This window comes from Thauera humireducens (assembly GCF_001051995.2).
GTDB classification, from domain to species: Bacteria; Pseudomonadota; Gammaproteobacteria; order Burkholderiales; family Rhodocyclaceae; genus Thauera; species Thauera humireducens.
Window position 1 is genome coordinate 1,660,332 of the sequence record NZ_CP014646.1, and the last position, 22,972, is coordinate 1,683,303.

Consider the following 22,972-nt stretch of genomic DNA (forward strand, 5'->3'; position numbering starts at 1 on the left):
TACGGCAGGCGAAAAAAACGCCGGCGCAGCGGCCGGCGTTTTCGTTCGAAGCCCGAGCTCGATCAGGCGCCGACCTTGGCCTTGAAGACCTGGCGATAGCGGTGCAGCAGCGGCTCAGTGTAGCCGCTGGGCTGGGCGCAGCCTTCGAAGATCAGCGCACGGGCAGCCTGGAAGGCGACCGAGTCGTCGAAGTTCGGCGCCATCGGACGGTAGGCGGCGTCACCTGCGTTCTGGCCATCCACCACCGCGGCCATGCGGCGCAGCGTGGCATCGACCTGCTCGGCGGAAACGACGCCGTGGCGCAGCCAGTTGGCGATGTGCTGGCTGGAGATGCGCAGCGTGGCACGGTCTTCCATCAGGCCGACGTTGTTGATGTCAGGCACCTTCGAGCAGCCCACACCCTGCTCCACCCAGCGCACCACGTAGCCGAGGATGCCCTGGCAGTTGTTGTCCAGCTCCTGCTGGCGTGCCTCGGCGCTCCAGTCAGCCTGGGCAGCGACCGGCACGGTCAGCAGGCCGGTGAGCAGCGTATCGCGCTCGGCGGCCAGGTCGACCTTCTCCATCTCCTGCTGGATCGCGGCCACGTTGACCTGGTGGTAGTGCAGTGCGTGCAGCGTGGCGCCGGTCGGCGACGGCACCCAGGCGGTGTTGGCGCCAGACTTCGGGTGAGCGATCTTCTGCTCGAGCATGGCGGCCATCAGGTCGGGCATGGCCCACATGCCCTTGCCGATCTGGGCCTTGCCGCGCAGGCCGGCGGTAAGGCCGACCAGCACGTTGTTGCGCTCGTAGGCCTGGATCCAGGCGCTGGACTTCATGTCACCCTTGCGGATCATCGGGCCCGCTTCCATGGCGGTGTGCATCTCGTCGCCGGTGCGGTCGAGGAAGCCGGTGTTGATGAAGGCGACGCGGCTCCTGGCGGCGGCGATGCAGGCCATCAGGTTGATCGAGGTGCGGCGCTCCTCGTCCATGATGCCCATCTTCATCGTGTTGCGCGGCAGGCCGAGCAGGTCTTCGACGCGAGCGAACAGTTCGTCGGCGAAGGCGACTTCGGCCGGGCCGTGCATCTTCGGCTTGACGATGTACATGCTGCCGGTGCGCGAGTTGCCCTTGCGCTGGAGATCGTGCATCGAGATCAGCGTGGTGACGACGCCGTCGAGGATGCCCTCGGGGATCTCCTTGCCTTCGCCGTCGAGGATGGCCGGATTGGTCATCAGGTGGCCGACGTTGCGGATGAAGAGCAGCGAGCGGCCATGCAGGCGCAGCGTGCCGCCGGCCACCGCGGTGTATTCGCGATCCGGGTTCAGGCGGCGGGTGATGGTCTTGCCGTTCTTTTCCAGGTCTTCGGTCAGCGTGCCCTGCATCAGGCCCAGCCAGTTGCGATAGACGTCGACCTTGTCGTCGGCATCGACCGCGGCGATGGAGTCCTCGCAGTCCATGATGGTGGACACGGCGGCTTCCATGACCAGATCGTTGATGCCGGCGGCGTCGGTCTTGCCGATGGCGCCGTTGCGGTCGATCTGGACATCGATGTGCAGGCCGTTGTTCTTCAGCAGCAGCGAACTCGGCGCGGCGGCATCGCCCTGGTAGCCGACGAACTTCTCGGGCTGCTGCAGGCCGACGGTGGAACCGTTCTTGAGCGTGACGGCAAGCTTGCCATCGACCACGGCATAGGCGGTCGAGTCGGCATGCGAGGCGCCGGCCAGCGGCGCGGCCTGGTCGAGCACGTTGCGCGCGAAGGCGATGACCTTGGCGCCGCGCACCGGGTTGTAGCCCTTGGTGATCTCGGCCCCGTCGGTGTGCGGGATGGCGTCGGTGCCGTACAGCGCGTCGTACAGCGAACCCCAGCGGGCGTTGGCCGCGTTGAGCGCGTAGCGGGCGTTCATCACCGGCACCACCAGCTGCGGGCCGGCCTGAGCGGCCAGTTCGCTATCGACGTTGGCGGTATCGACCTTGACGCCGGCCGGCTGCGGCAGCAGGTAACCGATCGACTCCAGGAAGGCGCGGTAGGCGGCCATGTCGGCAATCGGGCCCGGGTTGGCGCGGTGCCAGGTGTCGAGCTCGGTCTGCAGGCGGTCGCGTTCGGCCAGCAGGGCGCGGTTCTTCGGAGCGAGATCATGTACCAGCGCATCGAAGCCTTTCCAGAAGGCGGCGACATCTACGCCGGTGCCCGGCAGGGCCTCTTCTTCGATGAAACGCTTCAGGTTCGCAGCCACCTGCAGGCGATGGCAGTTCACTCTCTCGGTCATGTTACGCACTCTCTGGAATCATTCATGGGAAACCAAACGCTGGCAACATTGTTGCAGCGCAGGCGAACGCGAGGATGCGACCGATTTGTGCTTGGGTCAAGGGTGGACGGCAAAAGTCCTCTATAAGACACACGGGATATCAACACGGGTGTCATCCAAGACGACGCGGCCTCATCGACAGGCGTGGCGCGCCCGTCCCGCGGCCGCATCAGCCCGGCACCGTAGCCGCCGGCGACACCCGCAACGCGCAATACTTGAACTCGGGAATCTTCCCGAAGGGGTCGAGCGCCGGCTGGGTCAGCAGGTTGGCCGCCGCCTCGTGGTAGCAGAACGCCATGAAGACCGAGCCTTGACGCACCCCCTCGTCCGCCCTCGCCTCCAGCTCCAGCTGCCCGCGCCGCGTCTGCAGGCGAACGCGCCCGCCGGAAGACACGCCGATCGAGGCCAGGTCGTCCGGATGCATGCCGCACCACGGCACCGGGTCGAGCGCGTCGAGCACGTCGGCGCGCCGGGTCATGCTGCCGGTGTGCCAGTGTTCCAGCACGCGGCCGGTGATGAGCACCATCGGGTAGTCGTCGTCGGGTAGTTCGGCCGCCGGCAAGGGCGACACCGGCACGAAGCGTCCGCGCCCGCTGGCAGTCGGGAAGGTCTGCTGGAACAGCACGGGTTGGGAGGGTTCCGCCGCCGAGAACTTGGGCGCCACCACCGCGCCCTCCCGTTCCAGCATGTCCCAGCTCAGGCCGGCATAGCTCGGCATCGCCTGCGCCAGCTCGGCGAAGACCTCGTGCGGGCCGGCGTAATGCCAGTCGAGACCCAGGCGCCGCGCCATTTCCTGGATGATCCACCAGTCCTGGCGTGCGTCACCGGGCAGCGGCAGCACCGGCTGCGCGAGCTGAACGAGACGGTCGGTGTTGGTGAAGCTGCCGGTCTTCTCGTAGAGGCTGGATGCCGGCAGTACGACGTCGGCCAGCATCGCGGTCTCGGTCAGGAAGATGTCCTGCACCACGAGGTGCTCCAGCTTCGCCAGCCCTGCCCGCGCGTGGTCGAGATCGGGGTCGGACATCGCCGGGTTCTCGCCCTCGATGTACATGGCGCGGATGCGGCCCTCGCAGGCAGCGTCCATGATCTCGACCACGGTCAGGCCCGGGGTGTCCGACAGCGGAGCCTGCCACAGCGCCTCGAAGCGCGCCCGCACCCCCGGCTCGGACACGCGCTGGTAGTCAGGCAGCATCATCGGGATCAGGCCGGCGTCCGACGCGCCCTGGACGTTGTTCTGCCCGCGCAGCGGATGCAGGCCGGTGCCGGGTCGGCCGATCTGGCCGGTCATCAGCGCCAGCGCGATCAGGCAGCGCGAGTTGTCGGTACCGTGGGTGTGCTGCGACACGCCCATGCCCCAGAAGATGATGCTGTTGGGACCACGGGCGTAGGCGCGCGCGACCTCGCGCACGGTGGCGGCGGGGATGCCGGTGACGGCCTCCATGCGCTCGGGCGTGTACTTCAGCGCGGCGTCGCGGAAAGCCTCGAAGCCCTCGGTACGGGCGGCGATGAAGTCCGGGTCGGTCAGGCCCTCCTCGATGATCGTGCACGCCATCGACAGCAGCAGCGCGACGTCGGCATCCGGGTGGAACTGCAGGAAGCGCCAGGCATGGCGGGCGAGCGGCGTCTCGCGCGGGTCCATCATCACCAGCTTCACGCCGCGCTCGGCGGCGTTCTTCATGAAGCTCGCCGCAACCGGGTGATTCGCTGCCGGGTTGGCGCCGATGACGATGGCAAGGTCGGCGAACTCGACGTCGCGCACCGGGTTGGACACCGCGCCCGAACCGATGCCTTCGAGCAGCGCCGCCACCGACGACGCATGGCACAGCCGCGTGCAGTGATCGACGTTGTGCGTGCCGAAACCGGTGCGCACCAGCTTCTGGAACAGGTAGGCCTCCTCGTTGCTGCCCTTGGCCGACCCGAAGCCGGCCAGCGCGTGCGGCCCGTGCGCGTCCTTGATGCGACGCAGGCCGGCGGCGGCGAAGTCGAGCGCCTCCTCCCAGCTCGCCTCGCGGAAGGCGGCCAGCGGATCGGCCGGGTCGAGATTGACGCCCTTCGGGATGCCGGGCTTGCGGATCAGCGGCACGGTCAGGCGCTGGCGGTTGCGGCTGTAGGTGAAGCCGTAGCGGCCCTTCACGCACAGGCGGCCGGCGTTGGCCGGACCGTCGCGGCCCTCGGCGAAGACGATCTTCTGCGCCGCGCCCTCACCCGCTACGTGGTAGCTCACCTGGCAGCCGACGCCGCAATAGGGGCACAGCGAATCGACGCGCCTGGTCGGCACCCAGTTGCGGGCCGCCGGGGTTTCCCGCGGCTCGGCCAGCGCCGTCGTCGTTGTCGTTGTCGTTGTCGCCGTCGTCGCAGTCACGGCCGGCGCCAGCGCGCCCGTCGGGCAGGCCTGCACACATTCGCCACACCCGACACAGCTCGACACGCCCATCGCTGTATCAAAATCGAACACTATCTTCGACTCGGCGCCACGGTGCGCGTAACCGATGACGTCATTGACCTGGATCTCGCGGCAGGCCCGCAGGCAGCGGTTGCACTGGATGCAGGCGGACAGATCGACTGCGATGCCCGGATGGCTGACATCCGGCGCAGGCTGCTCACGCGCCTCGAAGCGGCTTCCGCTGACGCCGAGCGCGCGGCACCATCGGGCGAGTTCGGAATCCGGTTTCTCGGCTGCGGCCGGCACATCGGCGCGCAGCAACTCCAGCACCATGCGTTGCGAGGCCAGGGCGCGCGCACTGGCCGACTGCACCTTCATGCCCGCCTTCGGCGCGCGGCAGCAGGACGGCGCCAGCACGCGCTCGCCGTCGATCTCGACCACACAGGCGCGGCAGTTGCCGTCGGCGCGCAAGCCGTCCGTGTAGCACAGATGCGGGATCTCGACGCCCGCGCGGCGCGCGGCGAGCAGGATGGACTCGCCCGGCGCAGCCTCGACCGGGCGGCCATCGAGTTCGAAGCGGATGGAGTCGGCCGCCAACGGGGCGGCGCTGTCCTGGGTCGCGATGCTCATTGCGCACCCTCCTTCTCGGTCGTGACCGGCGCACCCACCTCGTGCGGGAAGAAGCGCAGCACCGATCGCATCGGATTCGGCGCGGCCTGCCCCAGGCCGCAGATCGAGGCGTCCATCATCGCCTGCCCCAGTTCCCCGAGCAGACCGGCATCCCACTCCGGCGCCGCCATCAGGCGCGCGGCCTTGTCGGTGCCGACACGGCACGGCGTGCACTGGCCGCAGGATTCATGGGCGAAGAAGTGCATCGCGTTCTCGGCCAGCAGACGCGCCTTGTCGTGCTGGGAGAACACGACGATGGCGGCCGAGCCGATGAAACAGCCGTAGGGCGCCAGGGTGTCGAAATCGAGCGGCACGTCGGCCAGGCTGGCCGGCAGGATGCCGCCCGACGCGCCGCCGGGAAAGTAGCCATACAGATCGTGCCCCGGCAGCATGCCGCCGCAATGCTCGTCGATGAGCTGGCGCAGCGTGATGCCGGCATCGGTAACCACCACGCCCGGCAAGGCCACCCGGCCGCTGACCGAGAAACTGCGCAGCCCCTTGCGCCCGTTGCGGCCACGGCCATCGAGCCAGTCCTTGCCCTGCTGGCTGTACTCGACGATGCCGCGCACCCACCATAGCGTCTCGGGGTTATGCACCAGCGTCGGGCGGCCGAGCACGCCGACCTCCGCCACATAGGGCGGACGCAGCCGCGGCATGCCGCGCTTGCCTTCGATGGATTCGATCATCCCCGACTCCTCGCCGCACACGTAGGCGCCCGCGCCGCGGCGCACCTCGATCGGCGGCAGATCGGGCCAGGCGGCGCGCACCTTGTCGAGTTCGGTATTCAGCATGTGACGCAGAGCCGGATATTCGTCACGGATGTAGATCCAGATCGCCGCGACGCCGACGACACGGGCGGCGATCAGCATGCCCTCGATGAAACGGTGCGGGTCGCTGCCCAGGTAATGGCGGTCCTTGAAGGTGCCCGGTTCGCCCTCGTCGATGTTCACCGCCATGTTGCGCGGTGCCGGCTGAGCCATCACCGAGCGCCACTTCCGCGCCGACGGAAAGCCCGCGCCGCCCAGGCCACGCAGGCCTGCAGCCTCCAGCGCGGTGATGATCGACTCGCCGCTGCATGCACCCTCGCACACTGTCTCGAACAGGCGGTAACCGCCGGCCGCACGGTAGGCGTCGAAATCGACGATCTCCGGCAGCGGCTCGGTGCGCTCACCGGACGCGACCACCGCGGCCACGGTGTCCGCATCCGCCTTCACCACCGGATTCTGGCCGACCACGGCCACGGGCGCGCAATCGCAGCGACCGACACAGGGCACCCGCTGCACGCGCACCCCGGCGCCGAACCGGCCCTCCAGCGCCTGCGCAAGCGCCGCGCCGCCGTGCATCGCACAGGTCAGCGAATCGCACACCCGCACCGTCAGCGGCGGCGGTGGCGTCTGGCCCTCACCGACGACATCGAAGTGGTGATAGAAGGTCGCGACCTCGAACACCTCGGCGCGCGCCAGCTTCATCGCTTCGGCCAGCGCGGCGAGATGGTCGGCGAACAGCGCGCCGTGCGCGTCCTGCAGGCGATGCAGGTATTCGATCAGGCGGTCGCGGCGCGGAGTCTCGCCGCCGATCGCGGCGCGGGCCGCGGCAAGCGCGGCGTCGGGCAGGGGCGGACGCGTCGGTCCGCGCGCGCCTTTCTGGGGGGGCATGGCTGAAGTCTCCTCAGTGCGGTTCTCACAAGGCCAAGCAGTTTTGGTGCCAGACGAACACGAAAACGCACCGCGACACTCCCCAGGGGATGCGCCACGCTGCGCCCACTCCGGCTCAGGTTCCGCACTACGGCACGCTGTGGTAAGCGCGCTCCAGCCGCCACGCCACGATGCCCAGCACCACGCCGGCCACGGCCGCCCCCACGGGGAGCGCCACGGCCCCTTCCCAACTGCCGCGGGTGGCCACCAGCGCCGCCAGCAACGGGGGGCCGAGCAGCTGGCCCAGATTCGAGATCTGCATATTCAAGCCCTGGAAAGTGCCGATCTGGCGCGAGGTACGGGCGATGACGGTCGAGGCCGACAGGATCGACGACGGGATCAGGCCGCCGATGAAGGACACGCCCAGGCAGGCGAGGTAGCGCAGGCCATCGGACAGCGTCGGCGAGAAGGCGGCATACATGCACACGCCGCTCAACCCGCTGCCCAGCACCAGCAGTCTGCCGCGCGCCACATTGCGCCGCAGCAGTGCCCCACCGATGACGTTGCCCGGCACATTCACCAGCACCATCACGCAGGACAGCAGTGCGACCCAGCCGATCTCCAGCCCACGCTGGTCGCGCAGGAAGGTGGGCAGCCACACGATCAGGGTAAAGTGCTGCACCGACCAGGTGGCGAACAGCAGGCCAAGGACCCACGCCAGCGGCTGGCGCATCACCTCGCGGGCGACGGCCAGCGCACCGTCGTCTGCGGCAGGCGCCTCGGCGAAATGGTAGTGCCGACGCTGCCACCACACCGACGCCCCGCCTGCCGCAAGCAGCGCGATCGCGAACCACCAGATCGCCTGCCAGCCACCGACGCCCTGCAGCATGGGGGCCGCGATCATCACCAGACCGATGCCCGCCGGCATGTAGGCCGCCCATACCCCCAGCACGAAGCGCCGGTCCGCCGGCCGGCTGGCCGCCGACAGCAGGATCGGCGCCGACACCGCGACCGCGATATAGGCGGCGCCCTCGACCACGCGCGCCGCGAGCAACAGCGGAAAGCTCGTTGCCAGCACGCTGCCCACACCGCCTGCGATGCCGAAGCCGATGCCCGCAAGGCACAGCCGCAAGCCGCCGATCCGATCAGCCGAGAGACCGAACACCACCGCCACCGAAACCGCCAGCACATTGATCGCCGACGACAGCCAGCCCGCCTCGACCAGGCTCAGACCGAAGGCATCGCGCAGCGCCGTGATCATGATCGACACCTTGCCCACGTTGGCTGCAATCGCCACGCCGCACAGCAGCGCGGCGGATACCGCCAGCCAGTGCGTGACGGACACGCTCCGCGTCGATTCACTCATCCGCCTCTCCCCGGTTTCCTCCGTCATCCGCGGCCGGCATCAGTTCCTCGTCGCCGCTCCGCTCGCCGTGCAGTTCCCGGATCACGCTCCGCAGCCAGCGATTGCCGGGCTCGTGGTGGAAACGCCCGTGCCAGTGCTGCTTGACCGCGTACTGGGGCAAGGCGAACGGCACCGGATAGCAGCGGACCCTGCCGCGCTCCGCCAGCATCTCGCCGAACCGGCTGGGCACGATGACCAGCAGGTCGGTCTGCTCGATGACGAAGGACACGCCGATGAAGTTGGGGATGCGCAGCGCCACCTTGCGCATGATCTTCTGCCGCAGGACCTCGCGGTCGATGTACAGATGCCCCGTGCCGGACGTCGTCACCACCGCGTGATCCTCGGCCTCGAACTGCGCAAGGCTGAGGCCGTCGCGGAGTCGCGGATGCTCGGCGCTTGCCAGGCAGACATAGTGCTGACGGAACAGCGACTGCTGGTAGAAACCCGCATCGAGTTGCGGCATGAACCCCAGCGCCAGGTCGACATCGCCGGCCTCGAGCATCTGCGCCGTGTCGGCCGTCAGGTTGAAGACCTCGATACGCACGCCGGGCGCCAGGCTGCGCACGTGCGCCCACAGACGCGGCAGCAGCACGAACTGCGAGATGTCGGTCATCGCGATGCGAAAGCTGCGCTGCGCCGTCGCCGGGTCGAACACGCTGCGATGGCCGAGCGCGACGTTGAGCGCATCGATCGCCTTGCGGATCGGCTGCACCAGTTCTTCCCCCAGCGGCGTCGGCTCCATGCTGCCGGCAATGCGCACGAACAGCGGATCACCGAAATGCTGACGCAGCTTGCCGAGGGCGATGCTGACCTGCGGCTGCCCCAGCCCGAGCTGGTCGGCTGCGCGGCTGACGCTGCGTGTCTTGTAGATCTCGTCGAAGACCTGCAGCAGGCGGATGTCGAGGGAGCAAGGGTTCATACGGGGCTGAAATTTATTCGATTATCGAATCGGAGCTATTCGATTCATTGCATGGATTGAATTCTGTCCGATCGATAAAGTCGCAGCCACCTAAATTTGCTTGATGAAAGCAATAAACACACTGATCCATCGGAGAGACCACACCATGCAGTTCTATCTGAACGGTTACAAGCCCGGCGACCCCACCCTGCAGGATGCCGCCCTGCCCGAGACCGCCGACGTCGTCATCATCGGCAGCGGTCCCGCCGGCGCGCTGCTGGCGGCCCAGCTGTCGTCCTTCCCCAAGATCCGCACCCGTCTCGTCGAACGCCGCAACGGTCCGCTCGAGCTGGGTCAGGCGGATGGCGTGGCCTGCCGCACGGTCGAGACCTTCCAGGCCTTCGGCCTGGCCGAGGAGCTGGTGCGCGAAGGCTACTGGGTGAACGAAACCGTGTTCTGGCGCCCGTCGCCGGACGATCGCAACAAGATCGCCCGTACCGGCCGCGTGCAGGACGTCGAGGATGGCTTGTCGGAGTTCCCGCATCTCATCGTCAACCAGGCCCGCCTGCAGCAGATGCTGCTCGACTACATGCGCAAGTCGCCGTCGCGCCTGGAATGCGACTATGGCCTGGAGTTCGACGCGCTGAAGGTCGATGCCGAAGGCGAGTATCCGGTGGAGGTCAGGCTGCGCGACGTCAACACGGGCATCATGAAGACGATCCGCGCGAAGTACGTGGTCGGCTGCGACGGTGCCCGCAGCAAGGTGCGCGAATCGATCGGCGCGAAGCTGCACGGCGATTTCGCCAACCACGCGTGGGGCGTGGTCGACATGCTGGCCGTCACCGACTTCCCCGACATCCGCCTGAAGTCGGCCATCCAGTCCGCCGACGAAGGCAACATCCTGCTGATTCCGCGTGAAGGCGGCTACATGGTGCGGCTGTACGTCGACCTCGGCGAAGTCGATCCGAACAATCGCGACGCCATCCGCGACATCACGCAGGAACAGGTCATCGCCACCGCCCAGCGCGTGCTGCATCCCTACACGCTCGACGTGCGCCACGTGGTGTGGTTCTCGGTGTACCAGGTCGGCCAGCGCGTCACCGACCGTTTCGACGACGTCCTGCCCGAGCACGCCGGCTCGCGCCTGCCCCGCGTGTTCATCGCCGGCGACGCCTGCCACACCCACAGCGCCAAGGCCGGCCAGGGCATGAACGTGTCGATGCAGGACACCTTCAACCTGGGCTGGAAGCTGATCTCGGTGCTGGAGGGGCGCGCCAGGCCCGAACTGCTGCGCACCTACTCGACCGAGCGCCACGCGATCGCCCAGGGCCTCATCGACTTCGATCGCGAATGGTCGAAGATCATGGCCTCGCCGCCGAGGGACCCCGCGCACCCCGAACGCGGCGGCGTCGACCCCGCCGAGCTGCAGGCCTACTTCGTCAAGTCGGGCCGCTTCACTGCCGGCATGGCCACCCACTATCCGCCTGCCACGGTGCTGACCGCACCCGACACGCACCAGGCGCTGGCCACGGGTTTCACCATCGGCACGCGCTTTCACTCGGCACCGGTCGTGCGCCTGGCCGACGCCAAGCCGATGCAGCTGGGTCACGTCGCCCGCGCCGATGCCGCCTGGCGCATCTACGCCTTCGCCGATGCCAGCGGCACCCGGCTGCGCGGCCTGATGGACTTCCTTGCCGACTCGTCCGACTCGCCGGTGCGCCGTTTCACCCCGGCCGGCGCCGACCCCGACAGCGTCATCGATGTGCGCGCGGTGTTCCAGCAATACCACCGCGAGCTCAAGGTGGACGAGCTGCCGACGATGCTGCTGCCGCCCAAGGGCCGCTTCGGGCTGCTCGACTACGAGAAAGCCTTCGCGCCCGACCTCAAGAGCGGCCAGGACATCTTCGAGCTGCGCGGCATCGACCGTGCGCAAGGTGCGATCGTCGTGGTTCGCCCCGATCAATACGTCGCCAACGTGCTGCCGCTGGACGCACACGACGCGCTGACGGCATTCTTCGCGGCTTTCCTGATCGATCGTCACTGAGCGAGGTATTGATGAGCGGCATCCGCTACCTGTGGTCCCCGGCACCCACCCCTTCGCTTCCGGTTCGAGGCTGCGATGCCCGCTTTCCCGTCCGGCGCATCTTCTGCGTCGGACGCAACTACCACGCCCACGCCATCGAGATGGGCAACCCGATCGACAAGGCGACGATGCGCCCCTTCTACTTCATGAAGGACGCGGGCAGCCTGGTCGAGTCGGGCGCCACCGTGCCCTATCCGCCCGGCACGCAGGACTACCAGTACGAGATGGAGCTGGTCGTCGCCATCGGCGCCGCAGGCTTCCGCGTCGCCGAAGCGGAAGCAGACAGGCTGATCCATGGCTATGCCGCCGGCCTCGACATGACCCGCCGCGACCTGCAGAAGGCCGGCCGTGACCAGGGCCGTCCCTGGGACCTGGGCAAGAACTTCGAGCAGGGCGCGATCTGCGGCGAAATCGTGCCCGCTGCCGGACTCGGCGTGCCCGACCGGGGCGCCATCGCACTGCAGGTCAATGGCCAGACGCGGCAATCGGCCGATCTGTCGCTGTTGATCTGGAACCTGCGCGAGCTGATCGCCGACCTGTCGCAGTTCTACCACCTCCAGGCCGGCGACCTGATCTACACCGGCACGCCGGAAGGCGTCGGCGCGGTCAAGCCGGGCGACCGCCTGCAGGGCCACATCGAAGGCGTGGGCGATATCACGCTGCAGATCGGCGAGCCGGAATAACCAGCCCTAGCCGCTGCGCCGCGAATGTACGAACACACAACACAGCGGGCCTGAAACCCGCCCCCGACAGAGGAGACACTTCCATGCAATTTCGTACCACCGTGCTCTGCACCTTCGCCGCCCTGGCACTGCCGCTCCAGGCCCACGCCCAGGCCGAGCCGATCGTGATCAAGGTCGCGCATCTGCTGCCGGCGATGGCGCCGATCCACACCAAGGTCATCGCGCCCTGGTGCGACAAGCTGGCGGCGGAGTCGCAGGGCAGGCTCAAGTGCCAGATCTATCCGGCCATGCAGCTTGGCGGCACGCCGCCACAGCTGCTCAGCCAGGTGCGCGACGGCGTGGCCGACATCGTCTATACCCTGCCGGGCTACACCCCCGGCCGTTTCCCGACCTCCGAGGTGTTCGAACTGCCCTTCGTCACGACGAACCACGAGGCATCCGCGCGCGCGATGTGGGACTTCGTGCAGTCCCACTCGGCCAAGGAATTCGCCGGCCTCAAGCCGCTGGCCGTGTGGGTGAACGGTCCCAACGTGCTCCACACCCGCGACCGTCAGGTCAACACGCTCGACGACCTGAAGGGCCTGAAGGTGCGCGCGCCCTCGCGGCTGGGCAACAAGCTGCTGGCCGCGCTGGGCGCGACGCCGGTCGGCATGCCGGTACCGCAGATGGCGGAAAGCCTGTCCAAGGGTGTCATCGACGGCACGCTGGTGCCGTGGGAAGTGGTGCCGGCCACCAAGACGCACGAACTCACGCAGTTCCACGGCGAGCCCGGTGGCGCACGCACCCTGACCACCGCGACGATGATCTACGTCATGAACCAAAAGAAGTACGACAGCCTGCCGCCCGATCTGCAGAAGGTCATCGACGACAACAGCGGCCGCGAGTTCTCGGCGTGGGTCGCCGTCCAGCACGCCGAGGCCGACACCGTCGGCCGCAAGCTGGCAACCGACGCCAGGAACACCGTCTACACGATCCCCGCAGACGAGATGGCGCGTTGGCAGACCGCTGCCCGGCCCGTGACCGACGAGTGGATCAAGGAAACGAGTGCCAAGGGCGCCGACGGCCAGAAGCTGTACGAGGATGCCGTCGCCCTGGTCGACAAGTACTCGCGATAACGCCTTCGCCCGAGCGGCCCTCAGTGCCGCTCGGAGTCCGTCTGTTGCTGCACCGGATCGCCGAGGAAGGACTCCGGCACCGGCAGCGGCGTGCTCGGCACCAGCATGTCGCCGGGGCATAGCTGCTCGGTGAAGCCGTCGAGCGAACCCATGGACCGGCAGTCGCGTCGCGCCACCGGCTCGCTGGTCATGTAGGCAATCACCAGTTGCGTCAGCGCCACCAGCGCGTCGCGGTGAGTGCGTTCCTGCGCATGCGAGGCGTCGGCGCCGAAGCCGATCAGCGCCGTGCGGATGTCGTTACCGGCCTCGACCGCGGCGGCGGAATCCGAACGGTAGTAGCGGAAGATGTCGCGCCGATGGGCGATGCCCTGCTCCTTTGCGAGCGCGATGAGCTTGTGCGTGAGGTGGTAGTCGAAGGGGCCCGACATGTCCTGCATGCAGATGGTGGCCGCGTGCTCGGAGGTGTTCTGCCCGGGCGCGGCGATGGAAATGTCCAGGCTCACCATCTCCGCGATGTCGCCGTGGAGCGCCGCCGAGGCGCCGGAGCCGATCTCCTCGGTAATCGTCAGCAGTGGATGCACGTCCACCGGCAGCGCGAAGCCGCGGTCGCGGATCGCCTTGCACGCGGTCAGCAGCGCGGCCACCGCCGCCTTATCGTCGAGGTAGCGCGAGTTGATGTAACCGTCGGGCTGGATCTCGGGCTGGGGGTCGAAGGCGATCCAGTCGCCGACATTGAGCCCGGCGGCCTCGAGCGCGGCACGATCCTCGGCCGGCAGGTCGACCCGCACCTCGACGTGTTCCCAGCCCACCGGCTGGGTGTCGATCTCGCCGCCGAAGGCATGGCCCGAGGTCTTCAGCGGCAGGCAGGTGCCGCGCACCTGGCCGCTGTCGGTGAAGATCGTCAGGCGCGAGCCTTCGGCGAAGCGTGCCGACCAGTGGCCGATCGGCACGATCTCCAGCCGGCCGTTGGCCTTGAGCGATTTCACCATCGCCCCCAGGGTGTCGAGGTGGGCGACCACGGCGCGCGCGGGCTGCGATTCGCGCCCCTTCAGCGTGGCGCGGATGGCGCCGCGGCGGGTGATCTCGTAGGGGATGCCGAGCGCGGCGAAGCGACCGGCGGTGTAGCGCACCACGGCATCGGTCAACCCCACCGGACTGGGGATGGCGAGCAACTGCAGCAGGGTTTCCTCGAGGTAGGCGTAGTCGATCTCCAGCGCGTGGGGATGGCGCGGTTCGTTCATGCGTGCTCCTTCCGTCAGGTACCGCGTCGGGCCCTCGCACTTCGGCGAGGGTCACCGCGCCCGTCGCCCGGCTCAGGCGACGGCGCGCGTGCGCGGGAACAGCAGATCGACGAAACGCTCCGCCGTCGGCTGCGGTTCATGGTTGGCGAGGCCCGGACGCTCGTTGGCCTCGATGATCACGTAGTCGGGCCCATCGACCGCCGTCACCAGGAAATCCAGCCCCGTCACAGGGATGTCGAGCGCGCGGGCGGCCTGCTCCGCCGCCTCGCGCAGGGCCGGATGCAGTTCGGCGGTGACGTCGTGGATGGTGCCGCCGGTATGCAGGTTGGCGGTGTTGCGCACCTGCAGGCGCGTATCGGCCAGCAGCACCGTATCGAGCGACGCGCCCTGCGCGGCGATGCAGCGCTCGGTTTCGGCGTCGAGCGGGATGCGCGACTCGCCGTCGGTCGCGGCCGCCCGGCGCCGGCTCTGCTTGTCGATCAGCGCGCGCACGCTGCTGTGGCCATCGCCGACAACGACCGGAGGCCGGCGCACCGCGGCGGCGACCACGCGGAAGTCGATGACGACGATGCGCAGGTCATGCCCGGCGCAGAACTGCTCGACGACCACCCGGTCGCAGAACTGGCGAGCGCGCGCGATCGCCGCGCGGACCTCATCCGCGCTGCGCAGATTCACGCTGATGCCCTTGCCCTGCTCGCCCTCGACCGGCTTCACGACCACGGCGCCGCTCGATGCGAGCAAGGCCAGCCACCCGCCCTCGTCGGCCGCGTCGGCCTGCTGCGGCACCGCCAGTCCCGCTGCGGCAAGCAGCTTCAGCGTCACCCGCTTGTCCTGGCAGCGGCTCATGGCCACCGCCGACGTCAGCTCCGACAGCGACTCGCGGCAGACGATACTGCGCCCACCGAGCGTGAGGCGGAAGTAGCCGTTCTCCGCATCGACGACTTCGGCGTGAACACCGCGGCGCACCGCCTCGTCGACGATCAGCCGCGCATAGGGGTTGAGTCCCTCCAGCGCCGCGTGGCCGCCGGTGAACAGGGGCTCGTTGATCGCATTGCAGCGCTTCACCGCGAAGGCCGGGATGCGCTGGAAGCCGAGCTTCTCGTACAGCGCGATGGCCTGCTCGTTGTCGTGCATCACCGACACATCCATCCAGGCACGGCCGCGCGCCTGATAGTGCTCGGCCAGATAGCGCACCAGCGCCTCGCCGATGCCCGGATGCGTAGCCTGCGGCGCCACGGCCAGGGCCCACAGGCTGGCGCCGTTATGGACATCGGCGAACTCCTCGACGTGATCCAGCCCCATCGCCACGCCGATCACCTCGCCGCTGTCGCGATCCTCCGCCAGCGCGTAGGTAATGCCACGGCTGGCACGCTCGCGCCATACGCGCAGCGGGTCGACCGGCACCATGCGCCGTGCCCGGTAGAGCGCGTTGATCGCGGCGACGTCGGCGCGCGTGCGCAGCCGGCGCAGCGTGAAGCCGCGCCGGGCAGCGCGCCGGGTGCGGTAGGACGCAAACTGCAGGCGGAAGGCATCGGACGGGTCGAGGAAGAGTTGCTGCGGCGCGCTGGCGACGACCACCTGCGGTTTCTCGACGTAGAAGGCGATGTCGCGCTGGCCGGGCCGCTCCTGCAGCAGGGCCGTCGCCAACAAAGCCGGGTCGCGCCAGGTCTGCGCCGGCAGCAGGCGCCCCCAACCGCACTCGATGATCACGTCCGAGGGCATGGTCTCGCGTTCGGGCGGATTCGTGTGCAGGCTGAGGGCGGACTGCCCCGCGCGCAGGGCGCGCGCAATCTCTTTGCGGATCATCGTGCGTCCTCAGCCGACATGGGTCTGCAGCCACCACTCGAGCAGGCCGAGCTGCCAGAGCTTGGAACCGCGCAACGGCGTGATGTGCTTGCCGGGCTCGGCCAGCAGCATGTCGACGTAGTCCTGGCGGAACAGGCCGCGCTCGCGCGCCGAACGGCTGGAAAGGGCATCGCGCACGCGTTCGAGCACCGGCCCCTGCAGGTACTTGAGCGCGGGCACCGGGAAGTAGCCCTTGGGCCGGTCGATCACCGCGCCCGGAATCAGCTTGCGCGCAGCCTCCTTGAGCACGCCCTTGCCGCCGTGCGCCAGCTTGTGCCGCGCGGGAATGCGCGCCGCCAGCTCGACCAGTTCGTGGTCGAGGAAAGGCACGCGCGCCTCGAGCCCGAAGGCCATGGTCATGTTGTCCACACGCTTGACCGGATCGTCGACCAGCATCACGGTCGTATCCAGTCGCAGCGCCTTCTCCACCGGGTCGTCGGCACCCGGCGCGTTGAAGCTGGCCGCCACATAGGCCGCGCTGGCATCCACGCCCAGCCACGGCGGCGCGACGACGCGCGCGTACTCCCCGAAATCGCGGTCGCGGAAGGCCGCGAGGTAGTCCGCCACCGGATCGGCGCTGCCGGCGAGCTTCGGATACCAGTGATAGCCGCCGAAGACCTCGTCCGCCCCCTGCCCGCTCTGCACCACCTTGCTGTGGCGCGAAACCGCTTCGGACAGCAGGTAGAAGCCGATGCAGTCGTGGCTGACCATCGGCTCGCTCATCGCTTCGACCGCCTCCGGCAGGCGCCTGAGCAGTTCGGATTCAGGCACGAAGATGCGCTCGTGGACGGTGCCGAACTCGCGCGCGACGATGTCGGCGTACTCGAACTCGTTGCCCTTCTCGCCGCCCACATCCTCGAAGCCGACGTTGTAGGTGCGCAGGTCGCGAACCCCGGCTTCGGCCATCAAGCCGACGATCAGGCTCGAATCCACCCCGCCCGACAACAGCGCGCCAACCGGCACGTCCGCCACCAGCCGTCGCCGCACCGCGCCGCGCAGGCCGTCGAGCAGAATTTCAGTCCATTCCTCGAAGCTGCGCGTCTCGTCGGCAGCATCGCGTTCATAGCGCAACGACCAGAAGCGGCGCTCGCTGCGGCGGCCATCGGGTTCGATGCGCATCAGCGTCCCCGGCGGCAGCTTGCGCACGCCGGCCAGCAGCGTGTGCGGCGCCGGAACGACGGCATGGAAGGACAGGTAGTGGTTGAGCGCGGCCGGGTCGATCGAGGTGTCGACGCCTCCAGCTGCGAGCAGCGCGGGCAGTGCGGACGCGAAGCGCAGGCCACCCTCGATCTCGGCGTAGTACAAGGGCTTGATGCCGAGCCGGTCGCGCCCGAGCAGGACGCGACCGCTGTCACGCTCCCAGATCGCGAACGCGAACATGCCGTTGAGCCGCTGCACGAAGTCCTCGCCCCACGCGTGGTAGGCCTTGAGCAGCACCTCGGTGTCGCCGTGCGAGTAGAAGCGGTAACCCTTGGCTTCGAGTTCGCGGCGCAGTTCGGGGTGGTTGTAGATCGCGCCATTGAAGACGATGCCGATCCCCTGTTCGGGATCCACCATCGGCTGCTGGGCCGATTCGGACAAGTCCATGATCTTGAGACGGCGGTGGCCCCAGGCCTGGGCCCCCTGTGCGAACACACCACCACTATCCGGCCCGCGCCGCCGCTGCTGCGCGTTCATCCGCGAAAGCGCTGCCAGGTCGGGGGAACGCCCATCGAACCGAACTTCACCTGAGATGCCGCACATTGAACTTCCTTGGCCGTGTCTGAGGCCAACATTCTAACAAATTTGTTTTGTCCAAACATTTAAAGCCGATAGCATCCCCTTCCAGATCGGCCAAGCGTCATGCTGCGTGTCGCAGCACTTCCGACCGGCACCTCTTCGGCGCAAAGGGGTGCGGTCAGTTGAAGGCCGGCCGGCAGGCCGGCGCAGCAATCACATGCCCAGCGACTTCAGCAACTCGTCCTGCTCGCTGTCGGCAACGACCGCCGGCCTCACCTCGCCGTCGGTGTAACGGTTCTGCGCCAGCAGCTCGTCCGGGTCCGGCACCTCGTTGGCGTCGAAATCGTTGAGCTTGATGAACTCGGCGCGATCCACTGCCAGCTCGAGGTAGAAGATGTTGTTCTGCCCGGTGTAAAAGGTCACGCGCCGGGCTTCGGGATTGTCGAGGTTGGTGTCCACGCTGAGGATGACCTGCTTGTTGAGCACAAGCATCTTCGGCTGGTTCTGCGTGATGTGCGTCTGCAGTTCGCGCCCGACCTTGCCGGTGAAGTCGCCGACGATCTGGTTCATCAGTTCGCCCATCACGTTGCTGACTTCGTCGCTGGTGTAGGACGAGGCGAGGTCGCTCTTCGACATGCCCATGTTGAGCAGGTATTTCTCGTACAGCTCCATGGCGGCCTGGGCCGAGAAGTTGATCACCACCAGCCCGGAGAACCCGCCATCGAAGAGCACGAAGCAGCCGATGTCCGGCTTGAGGCAGGTCTTGGTGATCCGCTGCACCATGCCCGAGTAGCGGATTCCGCTGTGGGTGGCGAGCGTCAGCACCTTTGAAACGGAATCACAGAGGCTGCGCAGCAGGTCTTCGGTGCCGAACACCACATTGTTGTCTTGCGTGCTCATTCGAGTCATTCATCCGGGTTGGAAAGGTCGTTCGCCATCTATAGCACAGCGCCCACCAACGCGGCAGCCGTTCTTCAGGCCGCGGTCCGCCGCAACAGCAGCAGGCGCACATCGACCGTCAGCGACAGCTCGGTCAGCGCCGCCGCGCGTGCGCGCCCTTCCGCCGTTGCGCGAAACAGGTGCGGCGTCATCAGCAGCAGGTCGGCGATTGGCTCAGAGCCCGCCAGATCGACCGTGAAGCGCAAGGTCTCGGTTCCCGCCACCGTGAAGCCGGCTGGCGCCTCCGGTTCGGAGCGACGCTCCGGCTTCAGGCTGGGATAGATGACTTCGCGCAACTCGCGCAGGTGGTCGGCGCCGGCATCGACCTGCAGCAGTTCGCCGCCCGGCTTGAGCACGCGCGCGAACTCGCCATACACCGGGAACCCGAACATGCAGATCACGCGATCGAGCGTCTGCGCCAGCACCGGCAGGTTGGCATTGCTGCCCACGACCCAGATGGCGTCGCGTTGCTGCCTGGCGGCGGCCTGCACCGCCCACTTGGAGATGTCGAGGCCCAGCAGGGCGAGCTGCCGACCGTGCGCGGCATCCGCGAGCCGGCGCAGGTAATAACCCTCGCCACAGCCGGCATCGAGGCACGCCGCGCGTTCCGGCAGGCCGTCGAGCACCATCCGCGCCACGGTCGAAGCGATCGGCTGGTAGTGGCCGGCATTGAGGAAACGCCTGCGGGCAGCGACCATCTCCTTGCTGTCGCCCGGATTGAGCGAGCGCTTGTTCTGCACGGGCAACAGGTTGATGTAGCCCTCCCGCGCCGAGTCGAAACTGTGGCCGGACGGGCAGCGCCACACGGCGCCGTCCTGCCGCAGCGGCGCGCCGTCGAGCGGGCAGGCAAGGTGGAGGAAAGGAAGACGCATGAAGCAGCAGTCGCGGTGGGTGTCACGGGCCGCCATTGTGCCTCGTGGCACCGCTCAGGTGAGCCGCAGGGCGCGCAGCAGGCCTTCTTCGGTGATGGGCTTGATCAGGATCTCATCGAATCCCGTCTCATGCATCTCGTCGAGCATCTCGGGAACGGCATGCGCCGTGTAGGCGACGATACGCGGGCAGTCCGGCCCCTCGCTCGCCCGTAACCGACGACAGACATCCAGCCCCGACACGCCGGGCATGCAGATATCCAACAGCACGGCGTCGAAGCGCTCGTGCGCGATCGCCTCGAGCGCCTGAAGGCCGTCGCCGCACTCCACGACCTCATGACCCCGCCGCCCCAGCCAGATCGCCGGCAAGGTTCGGTTGATCGGGTGGTCATCGACGATGAGGATCCTCATGCGCCCTCCTTCGGCGCCAGGGGCAGGACGAGGCTGAACGTGCTGCCCTGCCCCGGCGCGGAATGCAGCGTGATCTGCCCGCCCATCAGCTCGGCCAGTTCCCGGCACAGGGCGAGCCCGAGCCCTGCGCCTGCCTGCGAGCGCGTGAGGAACGCGTCAGCCTGACGGAAGCGCTCGAAGATCAGCGCCTGGTCGCGCGGGTCGATGCCACAGCCACTGTCCGCGACCTCGAAGATACAGTCGCAATCGTCCAGATAGGCCCGAACACGAACGAAACCCGTGTCGGTGAATTTGAGTGCGTTATGCACCAGATTGTTCAGAATCTGTGCAACGCGAATGCGGTCGCAGACGATGCTCAGCTGCGCGTCCTGCGGCCCGCTGCCCGAGAGGGCCAGCCCCTTTTGCGTCGCGATCGGCTGGTAGGTGGCGCAGACTTCCGCCACCAGCGCGGCAACGCGAACCGGCTCGGGCTTGAGCTTCATCTCGCCCGCCTCGACGCGCGCCATGTCGAGGATGGAATTCACCAGTCCGAGCAGGTGCTGGCTGCTGTCGAAGATCACGCCCGCGTACTCGCGGTGGGCCTCATCGTCAGCCGTCTCGCGCAGCAGGTCGGCGTAGCCGATGATGCCATTGAGCGGCGTACGCAACTCGTGCGACACCGACGCGAGGAACTCGGACTTGAGGCGGTTGGCAGACTCTGCCCGCGCCTGGCTTTCCCGCAAGCTGAGGGAAATCATGCGCTGGCGGTACAACAGCCAGGCCGACAGGCCGGCAAAGGCGACGATGATCAGGGTCATCGCGCTCGCGAAACGGAAGTAGCCCGCCTTGCGCGCCTCGAAATCCGTCATCGCGCCTTCACGATCGACGCCGACCAGCACCCCCAACTGCAGGCCGGGCAGACGCCGGTAGCTATGGCTCCGCTCGACGCCGTCGATCATGCTTTTCTCGACGAAATGGCCGGTCGGCTCGTTCTGGATCAGACTCATCAGCGTGGAGCGCGAAATGTCCTGCCCGACCTCGGTCATCTCGCCCGAGCGCCGTGCGCGAACGATGCCATCCAGGCCGAACAGCGTGACCACGCCGCGCGTGCCGACATCGACATCGCTGTAGAAGCTCGTGAAATAGAACGGATCGACCGAGATCACAGCGACTCCGCCGAAGCTGCCATCGACCTGGTTGATCCGGCGCGAGACCTGCAGCGACCACTTGCCCGTCGCACGCCCCAGCACCGGCTTGCTGACGAAGTAGGCCTTGGTGTCGACCTCGACATGGACGCGGAAATGTTCCCGGTCCGACAGGTCCATGCGGCTGAAGCCGGGAATGTTCGACAGGTGGTAGATGCCCTGCGCGTTGATCACCCCAACCTGGTTGAACAGGCTGCTGATGATCATGCCGCCGCCTACCGCCTCGGCGATGTCGAGCCGGTCGCCGATCTTCTCGTACTGGTACTTCACGAACAGCAGCGCCTGATCGACGCTGCCGAGGGTGCGGATGGTGTGTTCCTCGAAGGCCCGCGCGAGATTCATGGTGTCGCGGCGGATCGTTTCCGCGACATGGGCTTCTTCGACCTTTACCTTGTAGAGCACCGCCGCCCACAGCGAAACGAGCAGCACGAAGCCAAGGCAGAGGATGACGACGAACGCGAGCTTGCCATCGGCCAGCCACCCGAGCGGCCCCGCCGTGGGATCGGCAAGCCTCGATTCGGCGCTTGCGGCGGTGCGTTTCCGCTGCTCTGAAGACATTTTCGGGCAGGTAGACATCTGATGAGGCGCCTTCCAGCCGTCGCGGCCATCATCGCCCAAAGGTCCGGATCGGCGCGGGTCGCCGACCCCGGCATGGCGAGCAAGTTGAATTCTATGCTCGCGACGCTATCACGAAAACATCGCCCCAAACAATGCTTTCTAATTTAATCAATCATAAAAGGCATATTTGATTCAATCTTCAAAGGAGCGCCATACCATCACTGACCGGACGGCGCCGGCCTCGCTGCTGCTTCACGTGCAGACGCCCGGCTCACCCATCCCTTCACCGGTCGCCGCATCCCCGGCAGCGTCGATGCAATGCACCGCGTTCGCCCGAGCCAGCCCTGATCCGCGCCTCACGCACCCCCTGGCGCGGCCTCGGGCACGTCCCCGTACAGGGTTGCCTCGATCACCTTCACGATCCGGTCCGCCAAGGCGTTTGCATCGACGGCTGGATTGGTGATGCTGCGCATCAGCACGCCGCCGTACATCGCCGAGATGAGCTCGACCATCTCATCGATTGCACCCGGATGGTCATCGTACCCGGCGCGCCTGCGGATATCCCTGATGGCGCTGGCCAACTCCAGCCGGCCGATCGAGTCCGCCTTCCTGACGATCTCGGCAACACGGGGATTGCGCCCCGCCTCCGCAACGATCTCCACCTTCAAGGCCGCCGCATCGCCGTCGAGCTGCCTGGCCACCGCCCCGGCGATGTGTGCCCGCAGGGCCGGACGACTGCTCGCGGCCGAACGAAAGACCTCCGTCAACGCGAGCCGGTGCTCGAGATCCTGGTCGACGATCTCGCTGATGATCGCCTCCTTGTTCTCGAAGTAATGGTAGATATGGCCCGCGCTCATGCCCGCCGCCTTGCTGATCTGCGAAACGCTGGCGCCGTGAAAGCCCCTCTCACGGAAACACCGGGCTGCGGCCGACAGGATCTGGTGGCGGCGCACATCGGCCCGTGCGCCTTCCGGTTTCTGCTCCCTCAAACAGGTCTCCCGTCTGGCCATGGTCCCGACCGACCCGGGCTACACATCCCGGGCGTGCCGCG

16 protein-coding genes are annotated in these 22,972 nt (G+C 67.6%); 3 read left to right on the forward strand and 13 right to left on the reverse strand.

The features are described from left to right. Positions 1 to 62: 62 nt before the first annotated feature. The 5 genes from AC731_RS07925 to AC731_RS07945 all read right to left on the reverse strand — a co-directional run bounded on the left by AC731_RS07925 (position 63) and on the right by AC731_RS07945 (position 9,295). Positions 63 to 2,246, reverse strand: coding sequence for a malate synthase G (locus AC731_RS07925; RefSeq protein ID WP_048704937.1), 2,184 nt, complete (start codon positions 2,244 to 2,246; stop codon positions 63 to 65). A gap of 208 nt (positions 2,247 to 2,454) precedes the next feature. Beyond that, positions 2,455 to 5,298, reverse strand: coding sequence for a formate dehydrogenase subunit alpha (gene fdhF / locus AC731_RS07930; RefSeq protein ID WP_048704939.1), 2,844 nt, complete (start codon positions 5,296 to 5,298; stop codon positions 2,455 to 2,457). After that, entirely contained in the window at positions 5,295 to 6,992 is a 1,698-nt protein-coding gene (locus AC731_RS07935) for an NAD(P)H-dependent oxidoreductase subunit E (protein WP_048704941.1), read from the reverse strand. The genes fdhF and AC731_RS07935 overlap by 4 nt, the downstream gene beginning before the upstream one ends. A 127-nt stretch (positions 6,993 to 7,119) precedes the next feature. Further along, positions 7,120 to 8,337 carry an MFS transporter gene (locus tag AC731_RS07940; RefSeq protein ID WP_048704942.1) on the reverse strand — a complete coding sequence of 406 codons (1,218 nt, stop codon included), beginning with the start codon at positions 8,335 to 8,337 and terminating at the stop codon, positions 7,120 to 7,122. Next, positions 8,330 to 9,295, reverse strand: a complete 966-nt coding sequence (locus tag AC731_RS07945) for a LysR family transcriptional regulator (protein WP_048704944.1) — start codon at positions 9,293 to 9,295, stop codon at positions 8,330 to 8,332. The genes AC731_RS07940 and AC731_RS07945 overlap by 8 nt, the downstream gene beginning before the upstream one ends. A gap of 145 nt (positions 9,296 to 9,440) precedes the next feature. Here AC731_RS07945 and AC731_RS07950 point away from each other — a divergent pair, with 145 nt between their 5' ends. From AC731_RS07950 to AC731_RS07960, 3 genes are all read left to right on the forward strand, one after another. Then, positions 9,441 to 11,318, forward strand: coding sequence for an FAD-binding monooxygenase (locus AC731_RS07950; RefSeq protein ID WP_048704946.1), 1,878 nt, complete (start codon positions 9,441 to 9,443; stop codon positions 11,316 to 11,318). A gap of 11 nt (positions 11,319 to 11,329) precedes the next feature. Further along, positions 11,330 to 12,040 (forward strand): fumarylacetoacetate hydrolase family protein, encoded by a 711-nt coding sequence (locus tag AC731_RS07955; protein WP_048704948.1) that lies wholly within the window; start codon positions 11,330 to 11,332, stop codon positions 12,038 to 12,040. A gap of 83 nt (positions 12,041 to 12,123) precedes the next feature. Beyond that, the gene (locus AC731_RS07960) at positions 12,124 to 13,155 is read left to right on the forward strand and encodes a TRAP transporter substrate-binding protein (RefSeq protein WP_004260767.1); all 1,032 of its coding nucleotides are present in this window, start codon (positions 12,124 to 12,126) and stop codon (positions 13,153 to 13,155) included. Between the two features lie 20 nt (positions 13,156 to 13,175). Here AC731_RS07960 and AC731_RS07965 read toward each other — a convergent pair whose 3' ends face one another. The 8 genes from AC731_RS07965 to AC731_RS08000 form a co-directional block, all read right to left on the reverse strand. Further along, the gene (locus AC731_RS07965; RefSeq protein ID WP_048704950.1) at positions 13,176 to 14,396 is read right to left on the reverse strand and encodes an osmoprotectant NAGGN system M42 family peptidase; all 1,221 of its coding nucleotides are present in this window, start codon (positions 14,394 to 14,396) and stop codon (positions 13,176 to 13,178) included. Between the two features lie 72 nt (positions 14,397 to 14,468). Then, positions 14,469 to 16,202, reverse strand: coding sequence for an N-acetylglutaminylglutamine synthetase (gene ngg / locus AC731_RS07970; protein WP_048704952.1), 1,734 nt, complete (start codon positions 16,200 to 16,202; stop codon positions 14,469 to 14,471). 9 nt (positions 16,203 to 16,211) lie between these two features. Then, positions 16,212 to 17,984, reverse strand: coding sequence for an N-acetylglutaminylglutamine amidotransferase (locus AC731_RS07975; protein ID WP_048704954.1), 1,773 nt, complete (start codon positions 17,982 to 17,984; stop codon positions 16,212 to 16,214). A gap of 189 nt (positions 17,985 to 18,173) precedes the next feature. Continuing rightward, positions 18,174 to 18,860: a DUF3334 family protein gene (locus AC731_RS07980; protein WP_004260753.1), complete on the reverse strand. Its 687-nt coding sequence runs from the start codon at positions 18,858 to 18,860 to the stop codon at positions 18,174 to 18,176. Between the two features lie 74 nt (positions 18,861 to 18,934). Then, entirely contained in the window at positions 18,935 to 19,807 is an 873-nt protein-coding gene (locus tag AC731_RS07985; RefSeq protein ID WP_082794275.1) for a putative RNA methyltransferase, read from the reverse strand. A gap of 18 nt (positions 19,808 to 19,825) precedes the next feature. After that, the gene (locus AC731_RS07990) at positions 19,826 to 20,179 is read right to left on the reverse strand and encodes a response regulator (RefSeq protein WP_048704956.1); all 354 of its coding nucleotides are present in this window, start codon (positions 20,177 to 20,179) and stop codon (positions 19,826 to 19,828) included. Beyond that, the gene (locus AC731_RS07995; protein WP_048704959.1) at positions 20,176 to 21,921 is read right to left on the reverse strand and encodes a cache domain-containing sensor histidine kinase; all 1,746 of its coding nucleotides are present in this window, start codon (positions 21,919 to 21,921) and stop codon (positions 20,176 to 20,178) included. Before AC731_RS07995 ends, AC731_RS07990 begins: the two co-directional genes overlap by 4 nt. A gap of 356 nt (positions 21,922 to 22,277) precedes the next feature. Next, a complete protein-coding gene (locus AC731_RS08000) occupies positions 22,278 to 22,931 on the reverse strand; it encodes a TetR/AcrR family transcriptional regulator (RefSeq protein WP_048704961.1) in 654 nt (217 codons plus the stop codon). Positions 22,932 to 22,972 lie beyond the last annotated feature (41 nt).

Bases quoted from the DNA above. Each gene is read 5' to 3' on its own strand.
- AC731_RS08000 (WP_048704961.1), bottom strand. From the start codon at position 22,931: ATGGCCAGACGGGAGACCTGTTTGAGGGAGCAGAAACCGGAAGGCGCA.
- fdhF (WP_048704939.1), bottom strand. From the start codon at position 5,298: ATGAGCATCGCGACCCAGGACAGCGCCGCCCCGTTGGCGGCCGACTCC.
- AC731_RS07990 (WP_048704956.1), bottom strand. From the start codon at position 20,179: ATGAGGATCCTCATCGTCGATGACCACCCGATCAACCGAACCTTGCCG.
- AC731_RS07940 (WP_048704942.1), bottom strand. From the start codon at position 8,337: ATGAGTGAATCGACGCGGAGCGTGTCCGTCACGCACTGGCTGGCGGTA.
- AC731_RS07960 (WP_004260767.1), top strand. From the start codon at position 12,124: ATGCAATTTCGTACCACCGTGCTCTGCACCTTCGCCGCCCTGGCACTG.
- AC731_RS07985 (WP_082794275.1), bottom strand. From the start codon at position 19,807: ATGGCGGCCCGTGACACCCACCGCGACTGCTGCTTCATGCGTCTTCCT.
- AC731_RS07935 (WP_048704941.1), bottom strand. From the start codon at position 6,992: ATGCCCCCCCAGAAAGGCGCGCGCGGACCGACGCGTCCGCCCCTGCCC.
- AC731_RS07995 (WP_048704959.1), bottom strand. From the start codon at position 21,921: ATGTCTTCAGAGCAGCGGAAACGCACCGCCGCAAGCGCCGAATCGAGG.
- ngg (WP_048704952.1), bottom strand. From the start codon at position 16,202: ATGATCCGCAAAGAGATTGCGCGCGCCCTGCGCGCGGGGCAGTCCGCC.
- AC731_RS07925 (WP_048704937.1), bottom strand. From the start codon at position 2,246: ATGACCGAGAGAGTGAACTGCCATCGCCTGCAGGTGGCTGCGAACCTG.
- AC731_RS07955 (WP_048704948.1), top strand. From the start codon at position 11,330: ATGAGCGGCATCCGCTACCTGTGGTCCCCGGCACCCACCCCTTCGCTT.
- AC731_RS07980 (WP_004260753.1), bottom strand. From the start codon at position 18,860: ATGAGCACGCAAGACAACAATGTGGTGTTCGGCACCGAAGACCTGCTG.
- AC731_RS07950 (WP_048704946.1), top strand. From the start codon at position 9,441: ATGCAGTTCTATCTGAACGGTTACAAGCCCGGCGACCCCACCCTGCAG.
- AC731_RS07945 (WP_048704944.1), bottom strand. From the start codon at position 9,295: ATGAACCCTTGCTCCCTCGACATCCGCCTGCTGCAGGTCTTCGACGAG.
- AC731_RS07975 (WP_048704954.1), bottom strand. From the start codon at position 17,984: ATGTGCGGCATCTCAGGTGAAGTTCGGTTCGATGGGCGTTCCCCCGAC.
- AC731_RS07965 (WP_048704950.1), bottom strand. From the start codon at position 14,396: ATGAACGAACCGCGCCATCCCCACGCGCTGGAGATCGACTACGCCTAC.